The sequence below is a fragment of the Bradyrhizobium sp. HKCCYLRH3099 genome (assembly GCF_051167855.1).
Lineage (GTDB): Bacteria > Pseudomonadota > Alphaproteobacteria > Rhizobiales > Xanthobacteraceae > Bradyrhizobium.
This window is the reverse complement of the sequence record NZ_JBNPTW010000009.1, coordinates 53248-76782: the sequence shown is the minus strand read 5'-3', so window position 1 is coordinate 76782 and position 23535 is coordinate 53248. Positions and strand designations below refer to the sequence as shown.

Here is a 23535-nt window from a genome sequence, read left to right as displayed (position 1 = left end):
GCCCCATGACCGACTTTTCCCCTCGCGAAATCGTCTCCGAACTCGACCGCTTCATCGTCGGCCAGGCCGACGCCAAGCGCGCGGTCTCCATCGCGCTCCGCAACCGCTGGCGGCGGCTGCAGCTCGATACGGGCCTGCGCGAGGAGGTGCTGCCGAAGAACATCCTGATGATCGGCCCGACCGGCGTCGGCAAGACGGAAATCGCGCGGCGGCTGGCCAAGCTCGCGGGCGCGCCGTTCCTCAAAGTGGAGGCGACCAAATTCACCGAGGTCGGCTATGTCGGCCGCGACGTCGAGCAGATCATCCGCGATCTCGTCGAGGTCGCGATTCACCAGGTGCGCGAGCGCAAGCGCAAGGACGTCGCCGCGCGCGCCCAGCTCGCCGCCGAGGAGCGCGTGCTCGATGCTCTGGTCGGCGCCAATTCGAGCGCGGCGACCCGCGACTCGTTCCGCCGCAAGCTGCGCGCCGGCGAGCTGAACGACAAGGAAATCGAGATCGAGACGCAGTCGTCGGGCGGCGGCATGCCGATGTTCGAAATCCCGGGCATGCCGGGCGCGCAGATGGGCGCGATCTCGATCGGCGACATTTTCGGCAAGCTCGGCGGCCGCACCAAGACGCGGCGCGTCACCGTCGAGGCCTCGCACGATATCCTGATCGCGGAAGAATCCGACAAGCTGCTCGACAGCGACCAGCTGGTGCAGGAGGCGATCACCGTCGTCGAGAACAACGGCATCGTGTTCCTCGACGAGATCGACAAGATCTGCGTCCGCGAGAACCGCCATGGCGGCGACGTCTCGCGCGAGGGCGTGCAGCGCGATCTGCTGCCGCTGATCGAGGGCACGACGGTCTCGACCAAGCACGGCGCTGTCAAGACCGACCACATCCTGTTCATCGCGTCGGGCGCATTCCACATCGCCAAGCCGTCCGACCTGCTGCCGGAACTGCAGGGCCGCCTGCCGATCCGCGTGGAGCTGCAGGCGCTGACCCGCGACGACATGCGCCGTATCCTGACCGAGCCGGAGGCGTCGCTGATCAAGCAATATGTGGCACTGATGAAGACCGAGGGCGTCACGCTCGACATCACCGACGATGCGATCGATGCGCTCGCCGACGTCGCTGTCGCGGTCAACTCGACGGTCGAGAACATCGGCGCGCGCCGGCTGCAGACGGTGATGGAGCGCGTCCTCGACGACATCTCCTTCACCGCCTCGGACCGATCAGGCGAGACGATGCGCGTCGACGCCGCCTATGTGCAGCAGCACATCGGCGACCTCGCGAAGAATGCGGATCTGAGCCGGTTTATTCTGTAAGAAGCTGCGCGCTCGTAGCCGACTGGTTTCTTCGCTTCGGCGTCACCTCAAACTCCGCCGTCGTCCCGGCGAACGCCGGGACCCATAACCACCGAAGCTGATTGTCACTCACGATGGCGGCTCCAGCCCTGCCTCATCACGAACAGCGGTGGCTATGGGTCCCGGCTCAAGGCCGGGACGACGACTGTGGGTGTGGCGACGGCCGTCGCAACGTCGCCATTCGATCGGCCGCGGCATGACCGGCGCATATGCGAGACACTGGCGCCTGATGCTCGCCGTCAACGCAGCCGTCATGCTCGGCGTGTTCGTGCACAAGCTGACGCTGCCGCCCTACATTCCCTACATCCATCTGCTGGTCGACTATCACTTCGGCTTCATCAAGCGCGCGCTGATCGGCGCGGTCGTGGGACTGTTCACGACCAAAGTGCCGGTGTGGCTGGTGTTCGCGCTGGCCGGCGGCGTCTGGCTGATCACCTTCGCGTTGTTCATTCAGCTGTTTCGACGGACGTTCGGTTTCGACCGCGCGCAGCTGCCGCTGCTCGTGTTTACCGCCGGCTCGCCGTTCGTGTTCAAGAATTTCCTGTTCACGCTCGGTCATTTCGACATCTATGGCTGCCTCGGCGCGATCATCCTGCTGCTGGTGCCGGCGAGCTCGCTGGCTTACGTGCTGCTCGCGGCGGTGATCTCGGCGGTGCTTGTGCTGATCCACCACATCCATCTCTTGATGTACGTGCCGACCATCACCGCCATCGTCGTGCTGCGCTACTACCTCGCCCGTGCCACCACGCGACGCGATGTCATCGTGGGCGTGACTATGTTGTTCGGCCTCGGCGCACTTTTTCTAGCGGCGCAATTCCTCGGCACGATGCCGCTGCCCGAAGCGGACTTCGTCGCCTATTTGAAGACGCGCATGCTCGATCCGTCGCGCACCGAGCTGCTGCAATTCGCTTATGTCTGGTATCAGCCATTGTCGAAGGAAGTGCAGGACACCTGGGCGCGGCTGCCATCGAATCTGCTTGGCGTCCCCGTCTACGCGCTGCTGATCTTGCTGCACCTGCCGCTATGGCGGACCCTGCACGACCTCGTCCGTGCGCTCGAGCGACCGCACGACCGGCACATGGTCATCACTGCGCTTGGCGTGATCAGCCTCGCCTATTTCGTGATGTTCGCGATGGTGTTCGACTATTCGCGCTGGATCTCGAGCTGGGTCGTCTGTCAGGTGCTGATGCTGCACGCAGTGAAGACGCTTCCCGCAAGCAAACAGATCGCTGCCATCGACGCCGATGACCGCAAGACCACCATCCTCGGCTGGATCATCACGGTCATCCCGCGCGTCGGCATCATCCGGCCGTTCTGAGCCTCAGCCGCGCGGCCGCCGGATCCGGACATAGAGCGCGCCGGCGCCGCCATGGCCGACATGGGCCTCCTCGAAACCGACGATCAGGGTCCTGAATTCCGGCAGGCTCAGCCAATGCGGCACCTGGCGGCGGAGCACGCCGCGTTCGGGATCGGCGCCGATCGTGCCTTTACCGGTGATGACGAGCACGAAGGTCAGGCCGTCATGCTGGGCCCGGTGCAAAAAATGATGCAGCGCCTGGTGCGCGCGGCTCTGGGTCATGCCGTGCAGGTCGAGCCGGGCATCGATCTCGCTGCGGCCGCGCGACAGTTTCGAGCGCTCCTTGCGGCCGAGCGACACCAGCGGCGGGATCGCTGGCCTGGCCGGCTTGGGGATGACGACAGGCGCGACCGGGCGCGGCGTCGTCAACGGCTTGTCCGGCTGCGGCTCGGCGGTCGCCATCGGCGGATGCGGCCGCACCGGACGCGGCGTCTTGCGCAGCGGCTTGACCTGTCGCGCCACCGTCTCCCAGAGCGTGCGCTCGTCCTCGGAAAGGCCGCGCCTGCGTCGGGTCCGCGGCGGCTCGGGATCTTCAGGCATGGAGACGACGGTTCATGGGTGATTGCGATGACGTCTGCCATAACGCAATCGGCGGATATTGCGATCACTTTCGAGGCGGGGCCGGGCCGCGGGCAAGGGCACCGGCTGCGGGGCGGCGACGTTCTGCGCCACCGTCGTTCCCGGGCTCGCGCTCGGGGCAGGGGCAGGGGCCTTCGTCTCACTGGCGGAAGCTGCAGTCGTGGTCGGCTTCGCGGCATCGGCACCCTTGTCGAGCCCCTTGGCGGGTTCACTGGCCGCCGCCTCCTTCGGCAGGCCTTGCGGAAACAGCTTTGCGATCTTCTCCGAGGGACGTGCATCCGGCAGCGGCATCTTGCGGCCGCGCGCGACCGGATCGAGGCTCCGCGGCACCAGCATCACGAACTGGATGCTGTGCTTGAGCCGGCCGGAGACTTTCCCCGCTTCCTGTCCAGCGCCGAAATAGAGATCGGCGCGCGCCGGGCCGACGATGGCCGAGCCCGTGTCCTGCGCGATCATCAGCCGGTGGAACGGATTCTTCTGCTTCTCCGACTCGATCGGCAATTCGCCGGTGATGAAGAACGGCGTGCCATAGACGTGCAAGGACTTGTCGACGGCGATCGAGCGGCCCGGCGTGAGCGGAATGCCCTGCGCGCCGACGGCCTCGTCCTTCTCCGAAAGCTGCACCTCTCGGAAGAAGATGTAGGAGCGGTTCATCCGGCGAAGTTCGTTGGCGCCTTCCGGATTCTGCTCCATCCAGTCGCGGATGCGCTGCATCGACATTTGCTCGCGCGGAATGATGCCACGCTCGATCAGGATGCGGCCGACCGGCGTGTAGGGATGACCATTGTAGGCATCGTAGTTGATGCGCACCGTCGAGCCATCGTCGAGGCTGATGCGCGCCGAGCCCTGGATCTGGGCGAACAGCAGATCGGTCTGATTGCGCAGCCAGGCAATCTCGAGCCCGCGGCCCTCGATCGCGCCGTCCTCGATCTCCGCGCGGTCGTAATAGGGCACCAGCTTGCGCCGGCCGATCTTGCGATACACCGGACCCTTGTTGGGCAGGCTGGTCGCATCCTGCTTGAAGCCGCGCACGAACAGGTTCGAGGGCCGGCGATAGACCGGAACGTTGTAGACCTCGTTCTGGGTGCGCGAGCCCTCGATCACGGGTTCGTAGTAGCCGGTGACGAAACCGTCGGCATCGCCCAGCTTGGAGATCTTCAGCGGCTCGAAGTTGCGCTCGAAAAAGGCGCGCGCCGCGGCGTTGTCCGTGAGGTCATTGGCCCGCGCATCGCGGCAGGGATCGCGCAAGGAATCGCCGAGCGCCTTGTCCTCCGGCGAGCCCTCGGGTTTCGCTGCAATCGGCTTGCAGCTGGCGCGGAACGTCCTGTAGGCCGCGAGCTGATCATCGTCGCTCCAGCCGGGCACGTCATTCCAGTTCAGCGGCTGGTACTGGCTGTTGGTGATTTCCAGCGGCCAGTCGAGCTGAGGGTAGGGCAGGTGGCGCATCGGCGGAGCGGCAGGGGCATGCTGCCGATGACGCGCCCGCACGGCCTCGGCCGCGTAAGGCGCGAGCACAACCGCGGCGACGCCAAGGGCGAGCGCCGCCGTCCAGTATCTGAGGCTTCGGGCCGAAAAACCCCGCTTCCAAATTTCGCGAACCATGCTTGCACCGTCAAAGTACCACTCAACGCGAAATTCGGAAAAAACGCGGTTTGAAGTATGGTCGATGTCAAAGCTGCTGCTTGCGCGCGACGTCCTCCTGACGCCGGTTCGTGCCGAGCGGCATCCCCACGCGGATGCCGCTCGTGTTCGATGAACTAATGACTGCCGGTGCCGACCAGCTTCCAGTTCGGGTCACGCGAACCGGTGTCGCGGGCGAAGGTCCAGATGTCGGTGATGTCGGCCACCTTATCCGGATTGCCGTCGACGACGTTGCCCATCTTGTCGCGCGTCACCGAGATCATCTGCGACACGAACCGCACCGTGACCTGCGCCGTGCGGTCGCGCAGGTCGGCGCCGACCAGTTCGGCGGTGTCGATCGAGACGAAGCGCGTCTCGGTCTTCTGCTCGTTCTTCTCGCGGTCCTTGATGACGGACTCGAAGCTCTCATAGACCTCGGCCGACAGGAGGTCGCGCAACGCGCGGCGGTCGCCATTGGCGAAGGCCAGAACGATCATCTCATAGGCGCTGCGCGCGCCGGTAAGGAAATGACGCGGATCGAACGACGCATCATTGGCCACGATCGCATCCAGACCGCGGGCGAGCGGCGTGCCCGGCTCGGTCAGCCCGCGCCAGCGGTCGCCAGGAGCCGGCATCTCGGCACCGGGCGCGGGAGCCGCGGGATCGATCGGCTTGCCGGGAACCGGCATGATCGGATTGTCGGGGGCGCCCTGGACGGCGTTCCGGGCGGCATGGTCGAACGGCGTCCGCTCACTTCCGGTGCGCTGCCCGAGCACGGCGCGCAAGCGCACGAAGATGAAGACCGCCAACGCCAGGAAGATGATGGTATAAATGTCCACGTCGTGTTCGCTTTCTGACTTGTCGAGCCGAACGCGGAGCCCGGCCACCGAGCCCCCGTTCTACAGGATCCAGGTAAAGACCGGTGAATCCCTCGGTCTGCCCGGATGTAGTCATCGAATTGGGCCCGGCCAATGGCACATTGTGGCACGCCGATCCTAACTCTTTTCCGGCCCTAGGGGAAATCCGATCCTAGGCGACAGGGAACGGGTGAGGCAGGTCCCCTGTTCCTTGCTCGTCCAATGCGACAAATAGAGGCACGTCGGCCGGAATAGCCCTATCGGGGCCTTAACGGCGTTGCCGCCTCGTCCTTGTGGAACAAGCTGGCCCTATGGTAGCCACGCGCCGCAACGACCCGCCCTTTGTGCCTGGAGAACACTGCAATGACCAACGGTAACGGCGCCACTTCCGAGGCGGCTCCCCCTCCCCAGCTGAACGTGCTGGCGCAATACATCAAGGATCTGTCGTTCGAGAACCCGAACGCGCCGCAGTCGCTGGCTCCGCAGGGCCAGCCGCCGCAGATCAACATCCAGATCAATGTCGGTGCCAATGCCATCGCCGAGACCGAATATGAAGTGACTTTGACGATCGAGGGCAAGGCCGAGAGCGGCAGCACGGTCATGTTCAGCTTCGAGCTGGTCTATGGCGGCGTCTTCCGGCTGGTCAACGTTCCGCAGGAGCACCTCTCGCCGATGCTGCTGATCGAATGCCCGCGGCTGCTGTTCCCGTTCGCCCGCGAGATCGTCGCCAGTTCGGTGCGTGACGGCGGCTTCCCGCCGCTGATGCTCGACCCCGTCGACTTCGTCAGCCTGTACCGCCAGAACATGGAGCGTCAGGCAGCTGCCCAGGGCGGGCAGATCCTGCAGAGCTGATCGCTTCGTAGAACGTCGTCAGACCAAGTCGGTGTAGGTGATCCGCGGCTTTGCTGGCGCGGATCACGCTCCCGGCAGAAATTCCATCCAGATCGGCTTGTCGCCGAGGGTGGCGATGAAGGCGCGATGCGCCTCGCGTTCGGCGTCCGTCACGCGCGGCGCCAAAGGCTGCTCGCGCTGCCGGCGCGGCGTATCCCCGGCCACGCCGATCCGAATATCCTGGCTGTCCTGCGTCAGGATCAACTGCGACTGCCGCGCCCCCACGAGATCGACATAGACCTCCGCCAGCAGCTCGGCGTCGAGCAGCGCCCCGTGCTTGGTGCGCCGTGAGTTGTCGATCGCATAGCGCGAGCAGAGATCGTCGAGCCGGTTCGACACGCCTGGATGTTTCCGGCGAGCGAGCAGCAGGGTGTCGACCAGGCGCTCGCGGGGAATCGGCGGCCGCTTCGTCCGATCGAGCTCGGCATTGATGAAGCCGATGTCGAAGGACGCATTGTGGATCACCAGCGGCGCATCGCCGATGAACGCCAGGAAGTCCTCGACGATCTCCTGAAACAGCGGCTTGTCCGCCAGGAACTCGCTCGACAGGCCGTGGACCGCGAAGGCCTCGGCCGGCATGTCGCGCTCGGGATTGATGTAGACGTGGAAGACCTGACCGGTCGGCATGCGATTGATGATTTCGACGCAGCCGATCTCGACCAGACGGTCGCCGCGCAGCGCGTCGAGGCCGGTGGTTTCGGTATCGAGAACGATCTCACGCATCTGACTTGATCCGTCGCCAACCCGTCACAGGCCGGGCTGGCGAATCAGCCGCGGCGTTGCGGCATCTTAACGACCTCGGCGAGGATGTCGCGGATGCGCTCCCGTACGGGATCGAGACCGTGCGAGGTATCCACGACGAAATCGGCACGCGCGCGTTTCTCGGCGTCGGGCATCTGCCGGGCCAACAGCGCATCCAGCGCCTCTTCAGTCATCGTGCCGCGCGCAAGGATGCGCTCACGCTGAATCTCCGGCGAGGTCGACACCACGACCACGGCATCGACCCGCTTGTCGCCGCCGGTCTCAAACAGCAAGGGCACGTCGACGACCGCGACCGGCACGCCGGAGCGTTCGGCCTCATCGAGAAACGCCTGGTGATAGGAGCGCAGCATCGGGTGCACGATGGACTCAAGCCGGCGGATGGCGGCGGGGTCTCCAACCACCTTCGCCGACAGTTTGGCGCGATCGACCTTGCCGCCAGCGGTCGCCCCGGGAAATGCGGCCTCGATCGCCGGCGCGGCTTCGCCTTCATAGACCTTATGGACGGTAGCGTCCGCGTCATACACCGGCACGCCAGCTTCGGCGAACAGCTTCGCCGTCGTCGACTTGCCCATGCCCATCGAGCCGGTCAGGCCCAGCACTCTCATCCGTATCTCCCGGCGCGTGGCTGCTGCGGTCATCAGATCCTGAGCAACCGAGCCTCGCGGAAATAGGCGAGCAGCGGCAGCAGAGGCAGACCAAGAATGGTGAAATGATCGCCGTCGATGCGATCGAACAGATGCACCCCGAGCCCTTCGAGCTGGTAGGCGCCGACGCTGGTCGTCACGGCCTCGCCGGCGGCATCGAGATAGGCCGCGACCTCGCTCTCGGTCAGCGCGCGCATCGTCATCCAGGCCACGGCGACATGCGAGAACAGCAGCTCCCCATTGCGGACCACGGCGATCGCCGAATGCAGCGCATGAGTGCGTCCGGCCAGCGCCAGCAATTGATACATCGCCTGCTGCCGGCCGGCCGGCTTGTTGAACATCCGCTCGCCCAGGGCCAGCGTCTGGTCCGCACCGACCACATAGGCATTGGGGTTGCGCGCGGAGACCTCGGCGGCCTTGGCGTTGGCGAGATGCAACGCGATCTCGTACGGCGCCACCAGGCCGGCCTCGGCCTGAATCGCCCGCTCGTCGACCTTGGCCGGGATCGCCTCGCAGGCCAGACCGGCGTTGGCGAGCAGCACGCGCCGCGCACGGCTTTGCGATGCCAACACCAAAGGCTCTTCACTGCACCAGATCGACATCAGCTCGCTCACTAGTCCGGCAGGCGCTGCCGCTGCCGGTCGGTATAGAGTTTCAGGATCGCGGCCGCCGTCTCCTCGATCGAGCGGCGCGTCACGTCGAGCATGACCCAGTTGAACTTCGCACTGAGCTTGCGCGCATAGGCGACCTCGTCGGTCACCGATTGCTTATCGACATAGTTCTCGTTGCCGGATTCCGCACCCATGCTGAGCAAACGATTTTGCCGCACCTGGATCAGCCGCTCCGGCGTCGCGTGCAGGCTGACCACCAGCGGCTTCTTCAGCGTCTCCAGCTGGTGCGGAATCGGGATACCGGGCACAAGCGGCACGTTCGCGGTGCGCACGCCGCGATTGGCGAGATAGATCGAGGTCGGCGTCTTCGACGTCCGGCTGACACCCACCAGGACGACGTCGGCTTCTTCGAGGCCGTCGACCATCTGGCCATCATCATGGAGCATCGTGTAGTTCAGCGCGTCGATGCGCGCGAAATATTCGGCGTTGAGCACGTGCTGCGCGCCGACGCGGCCGGCGGTCGATGCGCCGAGATAGGCCTCGAACAGCTGCATCACCGGGCCGATGATCGACAGGCTCGGGATGTTGATCTGCTGGCACTTGCCTTCGAGCCTGGAGACCAGGTCCTTCTCCAGCAAGGTGAAGAGAACGATGCCCGGCGCTTCCTCGATCTCGTCGAGCACGCGATCCAGCTGCTTCTGGCTGCGCACCAGCGGATAGACGTGCTCCACCGGCGTCACATTGGTGTACTGCGCGGCAACCGCTCGCGCGACCGTGATCAAGGTTTCACCCGTCGAGTCGGAAACCAGATGGAGGTGAAAGTAATTGCCGGTGGTGGGCATCAAATCCTTAACGATCTGTGAATCCCTGTGAAGGACGGGCGCAAAATCCGGCCGCCCGCTGCCCCCTTTGGATAACCCCGATTGTTCTGCACATGGTCGCTGTCCGGGACAACGCGACGTCACAGGGCTGATGATATCGGGACGAGGTTCGTTTGTCTTGGGATAAGCTGTCGATGCAGCCCGACAAGCGATTGAATCAAACTCGACTCTCGAAAGTCCAATCGTCCTCGGCAGGCCTGTTGAAGGATGTGAACAAGCTGCGGGAAATCGGCTGGCAGAATTGCATGAGTCCAATCCACCGCTACCTAGACTCAAACCTTAAGATTCTAAAATTATTTGGTTTGGAAGCGATCGAGCGAGCGGATATGTCTCGCCTCCCAATAGTCACCAGCCGGTTAACGGATCGCGACATCGATGTACGAGTGGATCAAGGCGCTGCACGTCATCGCTGTCATCGCGTGGATGGCCGGCATGCTCTATCTGCCGCGCCTGTTCGTCTATCATTGCGAGGCCGAGATCGGCTCGAAACAGTCCGAGACCTTCAAGGTGATGGAGCGCCGGCTGCTGAAGGCGATCATCAATCCGGCGATGATCGTGACTTGGCTGGCCGGGCTGTACATGGTCTGGGCGGGTCACTGGTATGCCAGTGGCTGGTTTCACGGCAAATTCCTCCTCGTTCTCATTTTGTCCGGCGTGCACGGGCTCTTTACCCGCTGGGTGAAGGACTTTGCTGCTGACCGGAATACGCACACCCAAAAATTCTACCGTTATATCAACGAGGTACCGACGGTGCTGATGATCGGCATCGTGATTCTCGTCATCGTCAAGCCGTTTTGACCCGATCCATGAGAATACCGCTCCGTCCGAGATGCCTTGCAGAGGCCGGCGCGATTTTCTATATTAAGGACATCCCACCCCACGCAGGCGGATGTGGTTGCGTTCCGGCTTGACCGGCCGCCGCATCAGGTCTGGCGCCTTATTGGCGCCAACCTTGCTTAGACCTGCGGACCTCATTTTCGTCCGCCTTCCCACAGCCACCTCGCATCCCTCCCAAGTCGCTTCCACAGGACCACCCCCAATGCGGGAAATCAAACTACAGGACCTCAAGTCAAAGACGCCGGCCGAGCTCGTCTCCTTCGCGGAGGAAAACGGGGTCGAGAACGCCAGCACGATGCGCAAGCAGGAGCTGATGTTCGCCATCCTCAAGCAGCTCGCGATCCAGGAGACCGACATCATCGGCGAGGGTGTCGTCGAGGTTCTCTCCGACGGCTTCGGCTTCCTCCGGTCGCCGGATGCCAACTACCTGCCCGGCCCGGATGACATCTACGTTTCGCCGTCGCAGATCCGCCGCTTCGGCCTGCGCACCGGTGACACGATCGAGGGTCACATCCGCAGCCCGAAGGAAGGCGAACGCTATTTCGCGCTGCTCAAGGTCAACACGCTGAACTTCGAGGATCCCGAGAAGTCCAAGCACAAGGTCAATTTCGACAATTTGACGCCGCTGTTTCCGGACGAGCGCTTCCGGCTCGAACTCGAGGATCCGACCCGCAAGGATCTGTCGCCGCGCGTCATCGACATCGTCGCCCCGATCGGCAAGGGCCAGCGCGCGCTGATCGTCGCGCCGCCGCGCACCGGCAAGACCGTGCTGATGCAGAACATCGCGCACTCGATCACCGCCAATCATCCCGAGTGCTATCTGATCGTGCTGCTGATCGATGAGCGCCCCGAGGAAGTCACGGACATGCAGCGCTCGGTGAAGGGCGAGGTGGTGTCCTCGACCTTCGACGAGCCGGCGGCCCGTCACGTCCAGGTCGCGGAGATGGTGATCGAGAAGGCCAAGCGCCTGGTCGAGCACGGCCGCGACGTCGTCATTCTGCTGGACTCGATCACCCGCCTCGGCCGCGCCTACAACACCGTCGTGCCGTCCTCCGGCAAGGTGCTGACCGGCGGTGTCGATGCGAACGCGCTGCAGCGGCCGAAGCGCTTCTTCGGTGCCGCCCGCAACATCGAGGAAGGCGGCTCGCTGACCATCATCGCCACCGCTCTGGTCGACACCGGCAGCCGCATGGACGAAGTCATCTTCGAAGAGTTCAAGGGCACCGGCAACTCCGAGCTCATTCTCGACCGCAAGGTCGCCGACAAGCGGACTTTCCCGGCGATCGACATCGCCCGCTCCGGCACCCGCAAGGAAGAGCTCATCACCGAGGCGCAGAACCTCAAGAAGATGTACGTCCTCCGCCGCATCCTCAATCCGATGGGCACCATGGACGCGATCGACTTCCTGCTCGACAAGCTCCGCAGCACCAAGAGCAACTCGGAGTTCTTCGAGTCGATGAACACCTGATCGGGATACGATCAGTCAGTTTGGAAAGGGCGCTCTTCGGAGCGCCCTTTTTGTTTGGGAGCGTCGCACGGATCTGATGCCTTGCGGCGTCACTTCGAGATCAACGCCGGGATCACCCTCCCCTGGAGGGGCAGGGCAATCGCATGTGGAAATTCCGGGCTGTCGCGACGAACGATCCTGCAAGCTAGTAACTCCGTCATGCCCGGGCTTGTCCCGGGCATCCACGTCGTTCTCAGAATGCCGGCCGACGTGGATGGCCGGGACAAGCCCGGCCATGACGACGTGGAGAGAGACGAGCCCAAAACGGCGATCGCCACACGCGATTGCCCTGCCTGGAGGGGGAGGGTCGGTCATATGCCGAAGTGCATGTGAGCCGGGGTGGGGTGTTCTCTCCACTTGCACCGGTGTCTGCGGAGACATCACCCAACCCCGCTCGCCCGCTTCGCGCGCGATCGACCCTCCGCCTTCAGGGGAGGGTGAGACTGAGAGCGCCGCGCCGTCCGTCGCCGTCATCGACACGTTGACGATGAAAGCATCATGCCTTTCGCCGTCATCGCATCATGCTCGGGTTGGTCACGCGGCTCTCGCCATCTGGCGTAAAGCATGCCGGTGTAAACCGATTGTCTTTCTGGATCGCCGAGCCCAATTGAACATCATGCATCCGCACGACCAGACCATCTTCGCACTGTCCTCGGGACGGCTGCCAAGCGCGATTGCGATCGTCCGGATGTCTGGTCCGCACGCCGGCGCAGCTCTTCAGATGTTGGCGGGCAAGATGCCGACGCCGCGGGTGGCGACGCGGGTGCTGCTTCGCGATGCCAGCGGCGATCCGATCGATGACGCGGTCGTGCTGTGGTTTCAGGCCCCAGCCAGCGCCACCGGCGAGGATGTCGCCGAGCTGCATGTCCATGGCAGCCGCGCGGTGATCGCGACGCTGTTCGCGGTGCTCTCGGCGATGCCGGAGCTGCGTCCAGCGGAGCCGGGCGAGTTCACCCGGCGCGCCTTCGAGAACGGCAAGATCGATCTGACCGAGGCTGAGGGACTCGACGATCTCATCCATGCCGACACCGACCGCCAGAGGCGCCAAGCGCTGCGGCAGCTCCAGGGTCTGCTGGGCGACAAGGCGCGGAGCTGGCGCGAGCAGATCATCGAGGCCGGCGCGCTGATCGAAGCCGGGATCAACTTCTCGGATGAGGGCGATGTGCCGGATGAGCTGATGGCGCCGGCGCTCGCGCGGATCAGACAGCTCCTGGGCGAGATCGAGGCCGTGCTCTCGGCGCAAGGCCGGGCCGAGCGGCTTCGCGAAGGTCTGACCGTGGTGATCGCGGGTCCGCCGAATGCCGGCAAGTCGACCTTGATGAACCAGCTCGCCCGCCGCGAGGTCGCTATCGTGTCGCCGCATGCCGGCACCACGCGCGATCTCATTGAGGTTCAGCTCGACCTCGACGGCTATCCGGTGACGTTGATCGATACGGCGGGCATCCGGGAGACCGAGGATCCGGTGGAGCAGGAGGGTGTCCGCCGTGCGCGGGATCGCGCATCGCAGGCCGATCTCGTGTTGTGGATGTCCGAAGATGATCGGCCGCAAGCGATGCCGCGGGGGGAGACGCCCGTCTGGCTGGTTCGCAACAAGATCGATCTGCTCGCATCGGACCAGATGTCGACCTCCGGCGGGGGTGTCAGCCGGGCGTTTGGCATCTCGGCGCAGAGCGGGGCGGGGATGCCGGCTCTGCTGGAAGCCTTGGTCGGCTTCGCTCGCGACTATTTCGGCGCGACCGAGAGCGGGCTGATCACACGGGAACGCCAGAAGCAGTCATTGCAGCAGACCGCGGAGGCACTGCGGCGGAGTCTGAACGCTGTGGGGAGGGGCGAAGAGCTCGTGGCCGAGGAGCTGCGCATTGCGGCGCTCGCACTGGGGCGGCTGCTGGGGCGAGTCGATGTCGAGGATTTGCTCGACGTCATCTTTCGCGAGTTCTGCATCGGAAAGTAGGGGCACCCCGATCGGAGACTCCGCCAGTATACTTAATGAGAGGTGAGTTGGTTAACCGATCGTCAAATGTTTCACGTGAAACAAGATCGGGGAACTTCGCCGAAGTGTTTCACGTGAAACAGTGAGTCGGTCGGAGCGCTTTGTTTCACGTGAAACGGCTCCGGCTGCTCCACGGCCGTGTTTCACGTGAAACGTCTTTCAGGTGACGTGGGCAAACGCTACATAACGACGATGATCCAACACCTGACATCCTTCGACGTCATCGTCATCGGCGGTGGCCACGCCGGCTGTGAAGGCGCCGCCGCCTCGGCGCGGATGGGCGCACGCACTGCTCTGGTCACCCACCAGTTCGCAACCATCGGCGCGATGTCCTGCAATCCGGCGATCGGCGGATTGGGCAAGGGGCATCTCGTCCGTGAAGTCGATGCGCTCGACGGTCTCATGGGCCGCGTCGCCGACGCCGGTGGTATCCAGTTTCGTGTCCTGAACCGCCGGAAGGGTCCGGCTGTCCGCGGTCCTCGTGCTCAGGCCGATCGAAAGCTCTACGCCACGGCGATGCAAGCGGCGATCCGCGACACTGCGAACCTCGTCGTGATCGAGGGCGAGGCGGACGAACTTGTCACCACGAATGGCCGCATCGCCGGCCTGAAGCTGGCAGACGGGCGGACTTTCACGTGCGGTGCGGTGGTGATCACCACCGGCACCTTTCTGCGCGGTCTGATCCATCTGGGCGAGAGGACCTGGCCGGCGGGACGAGTCGATGAAGCGCCGGCGCTCGGGCTCTCGCAGTCTCTCGAAGCCATTGGCTTCAAGCTCGGACGCCTCAAGACCGGCACACCTCCGCGTCTCGATGGGACGACGATTGATTGGTCCGCAGTCGAGATGCAGCCGGGCGACGATCCGCCTGAGCCGTTCTCAGTCCTGACCGACCGGATCACCACGCCCCAGATCCAATGCGGCATCACCCGCACGACGACCGCGACCCACGACGTGATCCGCGCCAATGTCCATCGCTCGCCGATGTACTCCGGGCAGATCAAGTCGACCGGCCCGCGTTACTGCCCGTCAGTTGAGGACAAGATCGTCCGGTTCGGAGACCGCGACGGTCATCAGATCTTTCTGGAACCGGAAGGCCTCGACGACACGACCGTCTATCCCAACGGCATCTCGACCTCGCTGCCGGAGGAGGTTCAGCTCGCGCTGCTGCCGACCATTCCGGGCCTCGAACGAGTCCGGATGATCCGGCCGGGCTATGCGATCGAGTACGACCACGTCGATCCCCGCGAGCTCGAGCCGACGCTGCAGACCAAGCGGATGCGAGGGTTGTTTCTGGCGGGCCAGATCAACGGTACGACGGGATATGAAGAGGCAGCCGCGCAGGGGCTGGTGGCCGGGCTGAATGCCGCGTTGGCGGCGGGAGGCGGGGAGCCGATCGTGTTCGACCGGGCAGACGGTTATCTCGGCGTGATGATCGATGATCTCGTGACCCGCGGGATTACAGAACCGTACCGGATGTTCACCTCCCGCGCCGAGTATCGGCTGACCTTGCGTGCGGACAATGCCGACCAGCGGCTGACTGACAAGGGTATCGCCCTGGGCTGTGTCGGGACCCATCGCGCACGTTTCCATCGTGCCAAGATGGATGCGCTTGAAGCGGCGCGTGGGCTGGCCCGGTCGCTGTCGATCACGCCGAATGAAGCAGCCAAGCATGGGCTGACGCTGAACCGGGACGGCCAGCGCCGTTCGGCGTTCGAGCTGATGGCCTATCCGGAGATCAGCTTCGCCGAAGTGCGGGCGATCTGGCCGGAGCTGGGTACGATCGACGCGACCATCGCTACGCATCTCGAGATCGATGCCAAATACGATGTCTACGTCCGCCGCCAGAGCGATGACGTCGATGCCTTCCGGCGCGATGAGGGTCTCGTGCTAGGAGACATCGACTACGCCGTGGTCCCCGGTCTGTCGAATGAGGCGAGGGCGAAGCTGACCGCGACGAAGCCGTGGACGATCGGGCAGGCGGGCCGGATCGACGGCATGACACCTGCGGCGCTCGGTATCCTCGCAGCCTACCTCCGCCGTGAGGCGCGACGTCACAAGGCGGGCTGAGGCGTTTCACGTGAAACGGACATCGATGACGGTCGCTCCAAACATCGTCGAGGCCGACAAGGCAGCGGCGCTCGCGCTCACGCCCGTTTCACGTGAAACAGAGCAGCGCCTGGACCGCTATGTCGCGCTGCTGTTGGAGTGGCAGGCCAAGACCAACCTGGTCGCGCCGTCGACGCTGGCGCATCTCTGGACGCGACACATTTCGGATTCACTGCAGCTCCTCGATCTCGCGCCCGACGCCAAGATCTGGGTCGATCTCGGCAGCGGAGGCGGCTTCCCCGGCGTCGTTCTCGCTTGCGCCCTGGCTGAGCGGCCGGGCGCGCAGGTGCATCTGGTCGAGCGCATCGCCAAGAAGGCGGCGTTCTTGCGCGAAGCAATTCGCGTCACCGGCGCACCTGGGATCGTGCATTTGTCAGAGATCGGGGATATCGTGGAGAAGTGGAGCGGGCGAGTCGATTGCGTGACCGCACGCGCGCTGGCTCCGCTACACCAACTCATCGGCTTTGCGGAGCCCCTGGTGAAAAAAGGCGCGAAAGCGCTGTTTCTCAAGGGTCAAGATGTAGATGCGGAATTGACCGAATCTACCAAGTATTGGAAAATTGAGCCGAAACTTCATTCCAGCCGGACGGGCGGGCAGGGCTGGATCGTCGCAATCGATTGCATCGAGCGACAAGGCTGAACTCCCGCACAACAACCATGGCGATCGCGCATGTCCGTAATTGATCAAATTTATCAAGAAGATAGAGCCCCTCACCCGGACGGGCATCCGCGCATCCTGGCGCTCGCCAACCAGAAGGGCGGGGTCGGCAAGACCACGACCGCGATCAACCTGGGAACGGCGCTGGCCGCCATCGGCGAGCGCGTGCTGATCGTCGATCTCGATCCCCAGGGCAACGCCTCGACCGGCCTCGGCATCGATCGCGGCAGCCGCAACTGCTCGACCTATGACGTGCTCATTGGTGAAGCCTCGTTGCGCGACGCCGTGGTCGCGACCGCCGTGCCGCGGCTGCACATCGCGTCCTCGACGATGGACCTGTCGGGCCTCGAGCTCGAACTCGGCAACAGCGCCAACCGCGCCTTCCGTCTGCGCGACGCGATCGCCGGCCTCAACAACAACGTCTCGCCGGAGAGCGACTACACCTATGTGCTGGTCGATTGCCCGCCGTCGCTGAACCTGCTCACCGTCAACGCGATGGCCGCGTCGGACGCGATCCTGGTGCCGCTGCAGTGCGAGTTCTTCGCGCTCGAAGGTCTGTCGCAACTCTTGCAGACCGTGGAACAGGTGCGTTCGACCCTGAATCCGAACCTGTCGATCCACGGCATCGTGCTGACCATGTTCGACTCGCGCAACAATCTGTCCAACCAGGTCGTCGCCGACGTTCGCCAGTTCATGGGCTCGAAGGTCTACAACACGATGATCCCGCGCAATGTGCGCATCTCGGAGGCGCCGTCCTACGGCAAGCCGGTGCTGGTCTATGACCTCAAGTGCGTCGGCAGCGAAGCCTATCTGAAGCTCGCGACCGAGGTCATCCAGCGCGAGCGCGATCTGCGCGCCAACTGATCAGTTGCCATGTCTCCGGCTGACCTCGCGTCAGCCGGTCTTCATTCAAGGATCACGGCGACTTCCGGCGGCGGAATTCGCGATCCCTTTATATTGCGCCGAAGCTGCGGATCGGCAGCAGGCCGCGAGCGGAGCTTGATGTGAATCCAAAGGAGAAGGCGATGGCGGACGAGTCGCGATCGCGGTTGGGCCGGGGTCTTGCTAGTCTGATCGGTGACGTCGGCCGCGAGGCGGGCGCGCCGCCGGAGCGGCCGCGCAATCAGCGCAAGGTGCCGATCGAGTTTCTCAAGCCGAACCCGCGCAACCCGCGCAAGACGTTCTCCGACGGCGAGCTCGCCGAGCTCTCGGCTTCGATCAAGCAGCACGGCGTGATCCAGCCGATCGTGGTGCGTCCGATCAAGGGCCAGCAGGACCGCTACGAGATCATCGCCGGCGAGCGGCGCTGGCGCGCCTCGCAGGCCGCCGGCCTGCACGAGGTGCCGATCGTCCCGGTCGACGTCAGCGACAGCGATGCGCTGGAGCTCGCGATCATCGAGAACGTGCAGCGCGAGGACTTGAACCCGATGGAGGAGGCGCAGGGCTATCACGCGCTCGCCAACGAGTTCAAACGCAATCAGGAAGAGATCGCCAAGATCGTCGGCAAGAGCCGCAGCCACGTCGCCAACATGATGCGGCTGACCAAGCTGCCGGCCGAGGTGCAGGGCTTCATCGCGACCGGCGCGATCTCGGCCGGCCACGCGCGCGCGCTGATCAACCTGCCCGATCCGCTGAGCGCGGCGAAGAAGATCATCGCGGAAGGGCTGAACGTCCGGCAGACCGAGGCGCTGGCCCATGAGGAGGGCGTGCCGGAACGCAAGCCGCAGAAGCCGCGCAGCAGCGGCGGTGGTGAAGCGCCGGAGAAGAAGGACGCCGACACGCTGGCCCTGGAGAAGCGCGTCGGTGACGCGCTCGGCCTCACCCTCTCGATCAGCCACCGCGATCCCGGCGGCACTGTGCAAATCACCTACCGCAGCCTCGAACAGCTCGACGAGGTGATGCGCAGGTTGGAGCAGGGTTAGGTGTGAGGTCAGTGGTGCCGCGCGCGCTGCCGTAGCCGCGCCTAGCACCCGCGTCATCCTCTGTTAGTTTGTTGCTCCACTCTCACCTCTCGTCATGGCCGGACTTGACCCGGCCATCCATTTTTTGAGGCGACCTCGGCGAAGAGGATGGATGCCCGGGTCAAGCCCGGGCATGACGAGCAAATAGCGGGGAAGAGCTACTCAACTAACGACACGTGTGCGAACGTCTGTCCTGGTCGCGACTGTTCAAGGTGAGCCTCGCTCTCTCCTCCGTCATTCCGGGGCGTGCGCAGCACGAGCCCGGAATCCATTTTTCGGCGGATGCTGTGGCCCGATGGATTCCGGGCTCGCCCTTCGGGCGCCCCGGAATGACCGCGGAGATAATAGTGCGATCTCTGGTGTCCACTGGGACTGCGATTGTCGGCGCCGCTTGAGCGCGTCAGCGTCCCGAACCCCATCACCCCTTGCGCCGCGCCGCCACCGCGATCGACAGCAGCGTCCGCTGCGCGATCGCCGCCGCCAATCCCGGCTGCTTGCGCATGTCGAGCGCGGCCGTCGCGAGCTGGTCGATGATCGGCAGCAGCCGGGCAGGGGAGAAGTTGCGCAGCGCGGTTTCTGCGCTCGGCTTGCGCGAGAAGTGCAGCCGCGGGAAGCCGCCTTCCAGAATGCTGGAGATCGATGCGCCCGAGGCGACGGCCAGGGCTGATTTGTGCAGCCATGCAGCATGCCGCTGCGCCGCGGAGATGATGACCCCGGGATAGGTGCCGGCGATCATCGCCTTACCGAACTCGGTCTCGACCACATCGGGCTTGCCACCGAAGGCGCCGTCGACGATCGGGTCGAGCTTCATCTCCGAGGCGTCGGCGACCACGGCCATGACGTGGTCGAGCGTCACCTCGCCTTCGCCATGTGCGAACAAGGTCAGCTTGCGCACTTCGTTGCGGGACGCCTGGCGGTCGCCGCCGAGCAGCGCCATCAGATAGGCGCGCGCGTCCTGCGAGATGCGCAAGCTCGCGATGCGCAATTCGTCATCGATCAGCTTGGCGAGATCACGCTCGGTGTCCGGATAGCAGCCGATCGCCACCGCACTCGCGGCCTTTTCGCAAATCTTGCGCAAGGGCGAATCCGGCCGTATGTCGCCGGCCTCGATGACGATACGGCAGTCGCGCACGCTCATCTGCGTGAGCGTCTCGACCCCGCTGGCAAAGGTCCGAGAGCCGGCCCGCACCCGAATGGCGCGGCGGCCGCCGAACAGCGGCACGGTCATGGCCTCGTCGACCAGCCGCGACGGCTCGGCGGCGAGCTCGTCGCCGTCGAGCCGGACCACGGAAAACGGATCGTCGGGATTGTCGACGGCGGAGGCGATCAGCGCCTCGGCCCGCTCGCGGACCAAGCCGGCATCCGGGCCATACAGCAGGATCAGCGGACGGGCCGCGTCCGGCCTGGCGAGGAAGGCGTCGATGTCTCGTCCGCGCAGCGCGACCACGGCGGTGTCAGCCGTGCGTCAGGTGCCCGCGGTGAAGAAGGCCGCGAGCCGGGTCTTGATGTTCTCGGCAATCTGCTCGGCCGCCCGGTCCTCGGCGTCGTTGAACGCGCGCTGGCGGGCGAAGCGCTGGTAAGAGCCGGGGATGTCGTAGGACGTCCGGGCGAAGGTCGTTCCGGTCATCACCGACTTGTTGGTGGCGAGATCGACCAGATTGTACTGCGCGTCGATGCCGACATTTTCCGTGGTTGGCAGGCCGGTCGTCTGCGACACGATCAGCGACGACCGGCTGGTCTGGAACTTCAGCACCAGCTTGTGCGTCGGCGCCGTCCCCGTGGCAGTGCCATAGAGCTTGAAGGCAAGCGCGTTGCGGATGCCCACGCCGATGCGCGCCTCGGGCGAGGCGTTCGGCTTGTCGACCGGCGGCAGCTCGATGCCCATCAGCTTGTCGCGCAGGGCAGGGGTGCCGTCGGCATGCTCGGCATACATCGGCTGGAAGCAGCCAGCCGTCAGCCCAGCCAACGCGGCCACGGCGAGAAGGCGTGCAGCGATCCGAAACCTAGCCGACGACATTCACGATCCTCTTGGGAACAATGATCACCTTGCGGACGGGCTTGCCATCCAGCGCGAGTTTTACTGCATCAAGGGCCAAAACGGCAGACTCAATTTCCGGATTCTGCGCGTTGCTGGCGACTGTGACTTCTCCGCGCTTCTTGCCGTTGACCTGCACGACCAGGGTCATGCTGTCCTCAACCAGCAAATCTCGTTCGATTTGCGGCCAGGAGGCCTCCGAGATCAGCCCTTTCTGGCCCAGCACCTGCCAGCATTCCTCGGCCAGATGCGGCATCATCGGCGAGAACAGCTGCACCAGGATGCCCGCCGCCTCGCGAATCGCGAACGCCAGGTCCGGCGCCGGCTTGGCCGCCTTCGCCAGCACGTCGGCCAGCGCATTGGCGAATTCGCGGATATGCGCCAGGCAGACATTGAAGTGCAGCCGCTCGATGCCGCCGGTCACCTTGTCCAGCGCGCCATGCGCGGCCTTGCGCAGCGCCAGCGCGTCGGGGCCAAAGGTCGCCGGACGGGAGGAGGGGGCCTCCGCCGCCGCCGCAACCGATTCGTTGACCAGCCGCCACAGGCGCTGGACGAAACGCGCCGCGCCCTGAACGCGCTCGTCGCTCCAGATCACGTCGCGATCCGGCGGCGAGTCCGACAGCATGAACCAGCGGGCGACGTCGGCGCCGTAGCTCTCGATGATGTCGTCGGGGTCGACCGTGTTCTTCTTCGACTTCGACATCTTCTCGATCGGGCCGATCGTGATGTCTTCGCCGGTCGCAGTCAGCACCGCGCGGCGGCCATTGCCGCCGATCTCGATCTTGACCTCGGCCGGGTTGACGAAGGTGCCATCGGCCTTCTGGTAGGTCTCGTGCACCACCATGCCCTGCGTGAACATGCCGGCGAACGGCTCGTCCATCGCGACATGCCCGGTCGCCTTCATCGCGCGGGTGAAGAAGCGGCTGTACAGCAGGTGCAGGATCGCGTGCTCGACGCCGCCGATATACTGGTCGACCGGCATCATCCGGTTGGCGACCTCAGGCGTCGTCGGCGCGCTCTCGTTCCACGGATCGGTGAAGCGCGCGAAGTACCAGGACGAATCCACGAAGGTGTCCATGGTGTCGGTTTCGCGCGTGGCCTTGCCGCCGCATGTCGGACAGGTGACGTGCTTCCAGGTCGGATGATGGTCCAGCGCGTTGCCCGGCTTGTCGAAGGTGACGTCATCCGGCAGCACCACGGGCAGGTCCTTGGCCGGCACAGGCACGACATCGCACTTGGCGCAGTGGATCACCGGGATCGGGCAGCCCCAATAGCGCTGCCGCGAGATGCCCCAGTCGCGCAGGCGGAAATTGACCTGGCGCTCGCCGACGGCGGCACCGCCGCGCTGTTCGGTCTCCAGCCGCTTCGCGACCTCGTCCTTGGCCTGCGCGATCGTCATGCCGTCGAGGAAGCGCGAATTGATCAGGCGGCCGTCGCCGTCGAAGGCGGTGTCGGTGATGACGAAGCTCGCCGGGTCCTGTCCTTCCGGGCAGACCACCGGCGTGTTGCCGAGGCCGTATTTGTTGACGAAGTCGAGGTCGCGCTGGTCATGCGCCGGACAGCCGAAGATGGCGCCGGTGCCGTATTCCATCAGCACGAAGTTCGCGACATAGACCGGCAGGGTCCAGCTCGGGTCGAACGGATGCACGGCGCGGATGCCGGTATCGAAGCCCTGCTTCTCCGCGGTGTCGATCGCCTCCTGCGCGGTGCCGATGCGCTTGATCTCGGCGATGAACGCGGCGAGCTCGGGGTTCTTGGCGGCGGCCGCCTGCGCCAGCGGATGGTCCGCCGATATCGCCATGAACTTGGCGCCGAACAGTGTGTCCGGCCGCGTCGTGAAGATCTTCAGCTCGGTCTCGCCGGCGGGCGTGGTCGCCGCATCCAGCGCGAAGCGGATCAGCAGACCCTCGGAGCGGCCGATCCAGTTCCGCTGCATCAGCCGCACCTTGTCCGGCCAACGGTCCAGCCCGTCGAGCGCGTCCAGCAGCTCCTGCGAGTACTTCGTGATCTTGAACACCCACTGGTTCATCTCACGCTGTTCGACCACCGCACCTGAACGCCAGCCGCGGCCGTCGATCACCTGCTCGTTGGCGAGCACGGTCATGTCGACCGGATCCCAATTCACCTTGCGCTTCTCGCGCTCGACCAGCCCCGCCTGCATGAAGTCGAGGAACATCTTCTGCTGGTGCTTGTAGTAGGACGGATCGCAGGTCGCGAACTCGCGGGCCCAGTCGAGCGACAGGCCGATCGAGCGCAGCTGCTTCTTCATCGCTGCGATGTTGTCGTAGGTCCACGCCTTCGGCGCGACCTTGCGCTCGATCGCGGCGTTCTCCGCCGGCAGGCCGAACGCGTCCCAGCCCATCGGATGCAGCACGTTGAAGCCCTTGGCGCGCATGAAGCGCGCCAGCACGTCGCCCAGCGTATAATTACGGACATGGCCGATATGGATGCGTCCCGACGGGTAGGGAAACATCTCGAGTACGTAGTATTTCGGACGCGGATCTTCGTTCTTGGTGGCGAAAATCGCCTTCTCGTCCCACTGGCGCTGCCAGCGCGGCTCGGCTTCACGGGCGTTGTAGCGTTCGGTTGTCATGAAAATCGCTTGTAATTTTCGAGGATTCGCGTCGTTTTCGACGGCGGACTAGGCCACAAAAGCAGCACGCGGGTCAATGGGGCGGCAGATGATGATACCATTCCGTGCAGCTGCTAACTGGCGCTAATCGCAAGTTATTTTGCAGGCTCCGGCCGCACTGTCGGAGGTGGGATTGAGGCACGGTTAAGACTTGAATGGGAGACTGAGTGCATATTCAAGTCTTCAGCCCGCATCCTTGGATCACTCCGCATCGTGTCCGGCGCTACGTTCGACGAGCTCGACTTCGAGTATGCGACG

General features: G+C 64.6%; 20 protein-coding genes. 10 read left to right on the top strand and 10 right to left on the bottom strand.

Annotated elements, in window-relative coordinates; translation table 11 throughout:
- The first annotated feature begins 5 nt into the window (after positions 1-5).
- Positions 6-1310, top strand: coding sequence for an ATP-dependent protease ATPase subunit HslU (hslU, locus tag ACQR1Y_RS18745; RefSeq protein WP_434857939.1), 1305 nt, complete (start codon positions 6-8; stop codon positions 1308-1310).
- 235 nt (positions 1311-1545) lie between these two features.
- Positions 1546-2667 (top strand): hypothetical protein, encoded by a 1122-nt coding sequence (locus ACQR1Y_RS18740; protein WP_434877766.1) that lies wholly within the window; start codon positions 1546-1548, stop codon positions 2665-2667.
- Positions 2668-2670: 3 nt separating this feature from the next.
- Here the strand turns inward: ACQR1Y_RS18740 and ACQR1Y_RS18735 are convergent, their stop codons facing one another.
- From ACQR1Y_RS18735 to ACQR1Y_RS18725, 3 genes are all read right to left on the bottom strand, one after another.
- Complete coding sequence (locus ACQR1Y_RS18735; RefSeq protein ID WP_434877767.1) at positions 2671-3246, bottom strand: Smr/MutS family protein; 576 nt, start codon at positions 3244-3246, stop codon at positions 2671-2673.
- Positions 3247-3258: 12 nt separating this feature from the next.
- A complete protein-coding gene (gene mltA, locus ACQR1Y_RS18730) occupies positions 3259-4887 on the bottom strand; it encodes a murein transglycosylase A (RefSeq protein WP_434877768.1) in 1629 nt (542 codons plus the stop codon).
- Positions 4888-5042: 155 nt separating this feature from the next.
- Entirely contained in the window at positions 5043-5744 is a 702-nt protein-coding gene (locus ACQR1Y_RS18725; RefSeq protein ID WP_434877769.1) for a Tim44/TimA family putative adaptor protein, read from the bottom strand.
- Positions 5745-6125: 381 nt separating this feature from the next.
- Here ACQR1Y_RS18725 and secB point away from each other — a divergent pair, with 381 nt between their 5' ends.
- Complete coding sequence (secB, locus tag ACQR1Y_RS18720; RefSeq protein ID WP_434857944.1) at positions 6126-6614, top strand: protein-export chaperone SecB; 489 nt, start codon at positions 6126-6128, stop codon at positions 6612-6614.
- 63 nt (positions 6615-6677) lie between these two features.
- Here the strand turns inward: secB and dnaQ are convergent, their stop codons facing one another.
- Genes dnaQ through ACQR1Y_RS18700 form a run of 4 tightly spaced genes read right to left on the bottom strand, consistent with a single transcriptional unit; the run spans position 6678 to position 9512 of the window.
- Complete coding sequence (gene dnaQ / locus ACQR1Y_RS18715) at positions 6678-7376, bottom strand: DNA polymerase III subunit epsilon (RefSeq protein ID WP_434877770.1); 699 nt, start codon at positions 7374-7376, stop codon at positions 6678-6680.
- 44 nt (positions 7377-7420) lie between these two features.
- Entirely contained in the window at positions 7421-8020 is a 600-nt protein-coding gene (coaE, locus tag ACQR1Y_RS18710) for a dephospho-CoA kinase (protein WP_434857946.1), read from the bottom strand.
- A 32-nt stretch (positions 8021-8052) separates the two neighbouring features.
- Positions 8053-8661: a Maf family protein gene (locus ACQR1Y_RS18705; RefSeq protein ID WP_434857947.1), complete on the bottom strand. Its 609-nt coding sequence runs from the start codon at positions 8659-8661 to the stop codon at positions 8053-8055.
- Positions 8662-8672: 11 nt separating this feature from the next.
- Positions 8673-9512: a pyruvate, water dikinase regulatory protein gene (locus ACQR1Y_RS18700; RefSeq protein ID WP_434857948.1), complete on the bottom strand. Its 840-nt coding sequence runs from the start codon at positions 9510-9512 to the stop codon at positions 8673-8675.
- Positions 9513-9926: 414 nt separating this feature from the next.
- Between ACQR1Y_RS18700 and hemJ the strand changes: the two genes are divergently transcribed.
- The 7 genes from hemJ to ACQR1Y_RS18665 all read left to right on the top strand — a co-directional run bounded on the left by hemJ (position 9927) and on the right by ACQR1Y_RS18665 (position 18571).
- Positions 9927-10349 carry a protoporphyrinogen oxidase HemJ gene (gene hemJ, locus ACQR1Y_RS18695; protein WP_434857949.1) on the top strand — a complete coding sequence of 141 codons (423 nt, stop codon included), beginning with the start codon at positions 9927-9929 and terminating at the stop codon, positions 10347-10349.
- 241 nt (positions 10350-10590) lie between these two features.
- On the top strand, positions 10591-11856 hold the full coding sequence (rho, locus tag ACQR1Y_RS18690) for a transcription termination factor Rho (RefSeq protein WP_434857950.1): 1266 nt from the start codon (positions 10591-10593) through the stop codon (positions 11854-11856).
- A 655-nt stretch (positions 11857-12511) separates the two neighbouring features.
- The gene (mnmE, locus tag ACQR1Y_RS18685; RefSeq protein WP_434877814.1) at positions 12512-13846 is read left to right on the top strand and encodes a tRNA uridine-5-carboxymethylaminomethyl(34) synthesis GTPase MnmE; all 1335 of its coding nucleotides are present in this window, start codon (positions 12512-12514) and stop codon (positions 13844-13846) included.
- 231 nt (positions 13847-14077) lie between these two features.
- Positions 14078-15952, top strand: a complete 1875-nt coding sequence (gene mnmG, locus ACQR1Y_RS18680; protein ID WP_434877815.1) for a tRNA uridine-5-carboxymethylaminomethyl(34) synthesis enzyme MnmG — start codon at positions 14078-14080, stop codon at positions 15950-15952.
- 10 nt (positions 15953-15962) lie between these two features.
- Positions 15963-16631: a 16S rRNA (guanine(527)-N(7))-methyltransferase RsmG gene (rsmG, locus tag ACQR1Y_RS18675; RefSeq protein WP_434857952.1), complete on the top strand. Its 669-nt coding sequence runs from the start codon at positions 15963-15965 to the stop codon at positions 16629-16631.
- A 30-nt stretch (positions 16632-16661) separates the two neighbouring features.
- Complete coding sequence (locus ACQR1Y_RS18670) at positions 16662-17513, top strand: ParA family protein (protein ID WP_434877771.1); 852 nt, start codon at positions 16662-16664, stop codon at positions 17511-17513.
- Between the two features lie 161 nt (positions 17514-17674).
- Positions 17675-18571: a ParB/RepB/Spo0J family partition protein gene (locus ACQR1Y_RS18665; protein ID WP_434877772.1), complete on the top strand. Its 897-nt coding sequence runs from the start codon at positions 17675-17677 to the stop codon at positions 18569-18571.
- Positions 18572-19028: 457 nt separating this feature from the next.
- Here ACQR1Y_RS18665 and holA read toward each other — a convergent pair whose 3' ends face one another.
- From holA to leuS, 3 genes are read right to left on the bottom strand one after another with little or no spacing between them, the layout of a single operon-like run.
- Positions 19029-20057: a DNA polymerase III subunit delta gene (holA, locus tag ACQR1Y_RS18660; RefSeq protein WP_434857954.1), complete on the bottom strand. Its 1029-nt coding sequence runs from the start codon at positions 20055-20057 to the stop codon at positions 19029-19031.
- Between the two features lie 18 nt (positions 20058-20075).
- The gene (gene lptE / locus ACQR1Y_RS18655) at positions 20076-20627 is read right to left on the bottom strand and encodes an LPS assembly lipoprotein LptE (protein WP_434857955.1); all 552 of its coding nucleotides are present in this window, start codon (positions 20625-20627) and stop codon (positions 20076-20078) included.
- Entirely contained in the window at positions 20614-23238 is a 2625-nt protein-coding gene (gene leuS / locus ACQR1Y_RS18650; RefSeq protein WP_434877773.1) for a leucine--tRNA ligase, read from the bottom strand. Before leuS ends, lptE begins: the two co-directional genes overlap by 14 nt.
- Positions 23239-23535 lie beyond the last annotated feature (297 nt).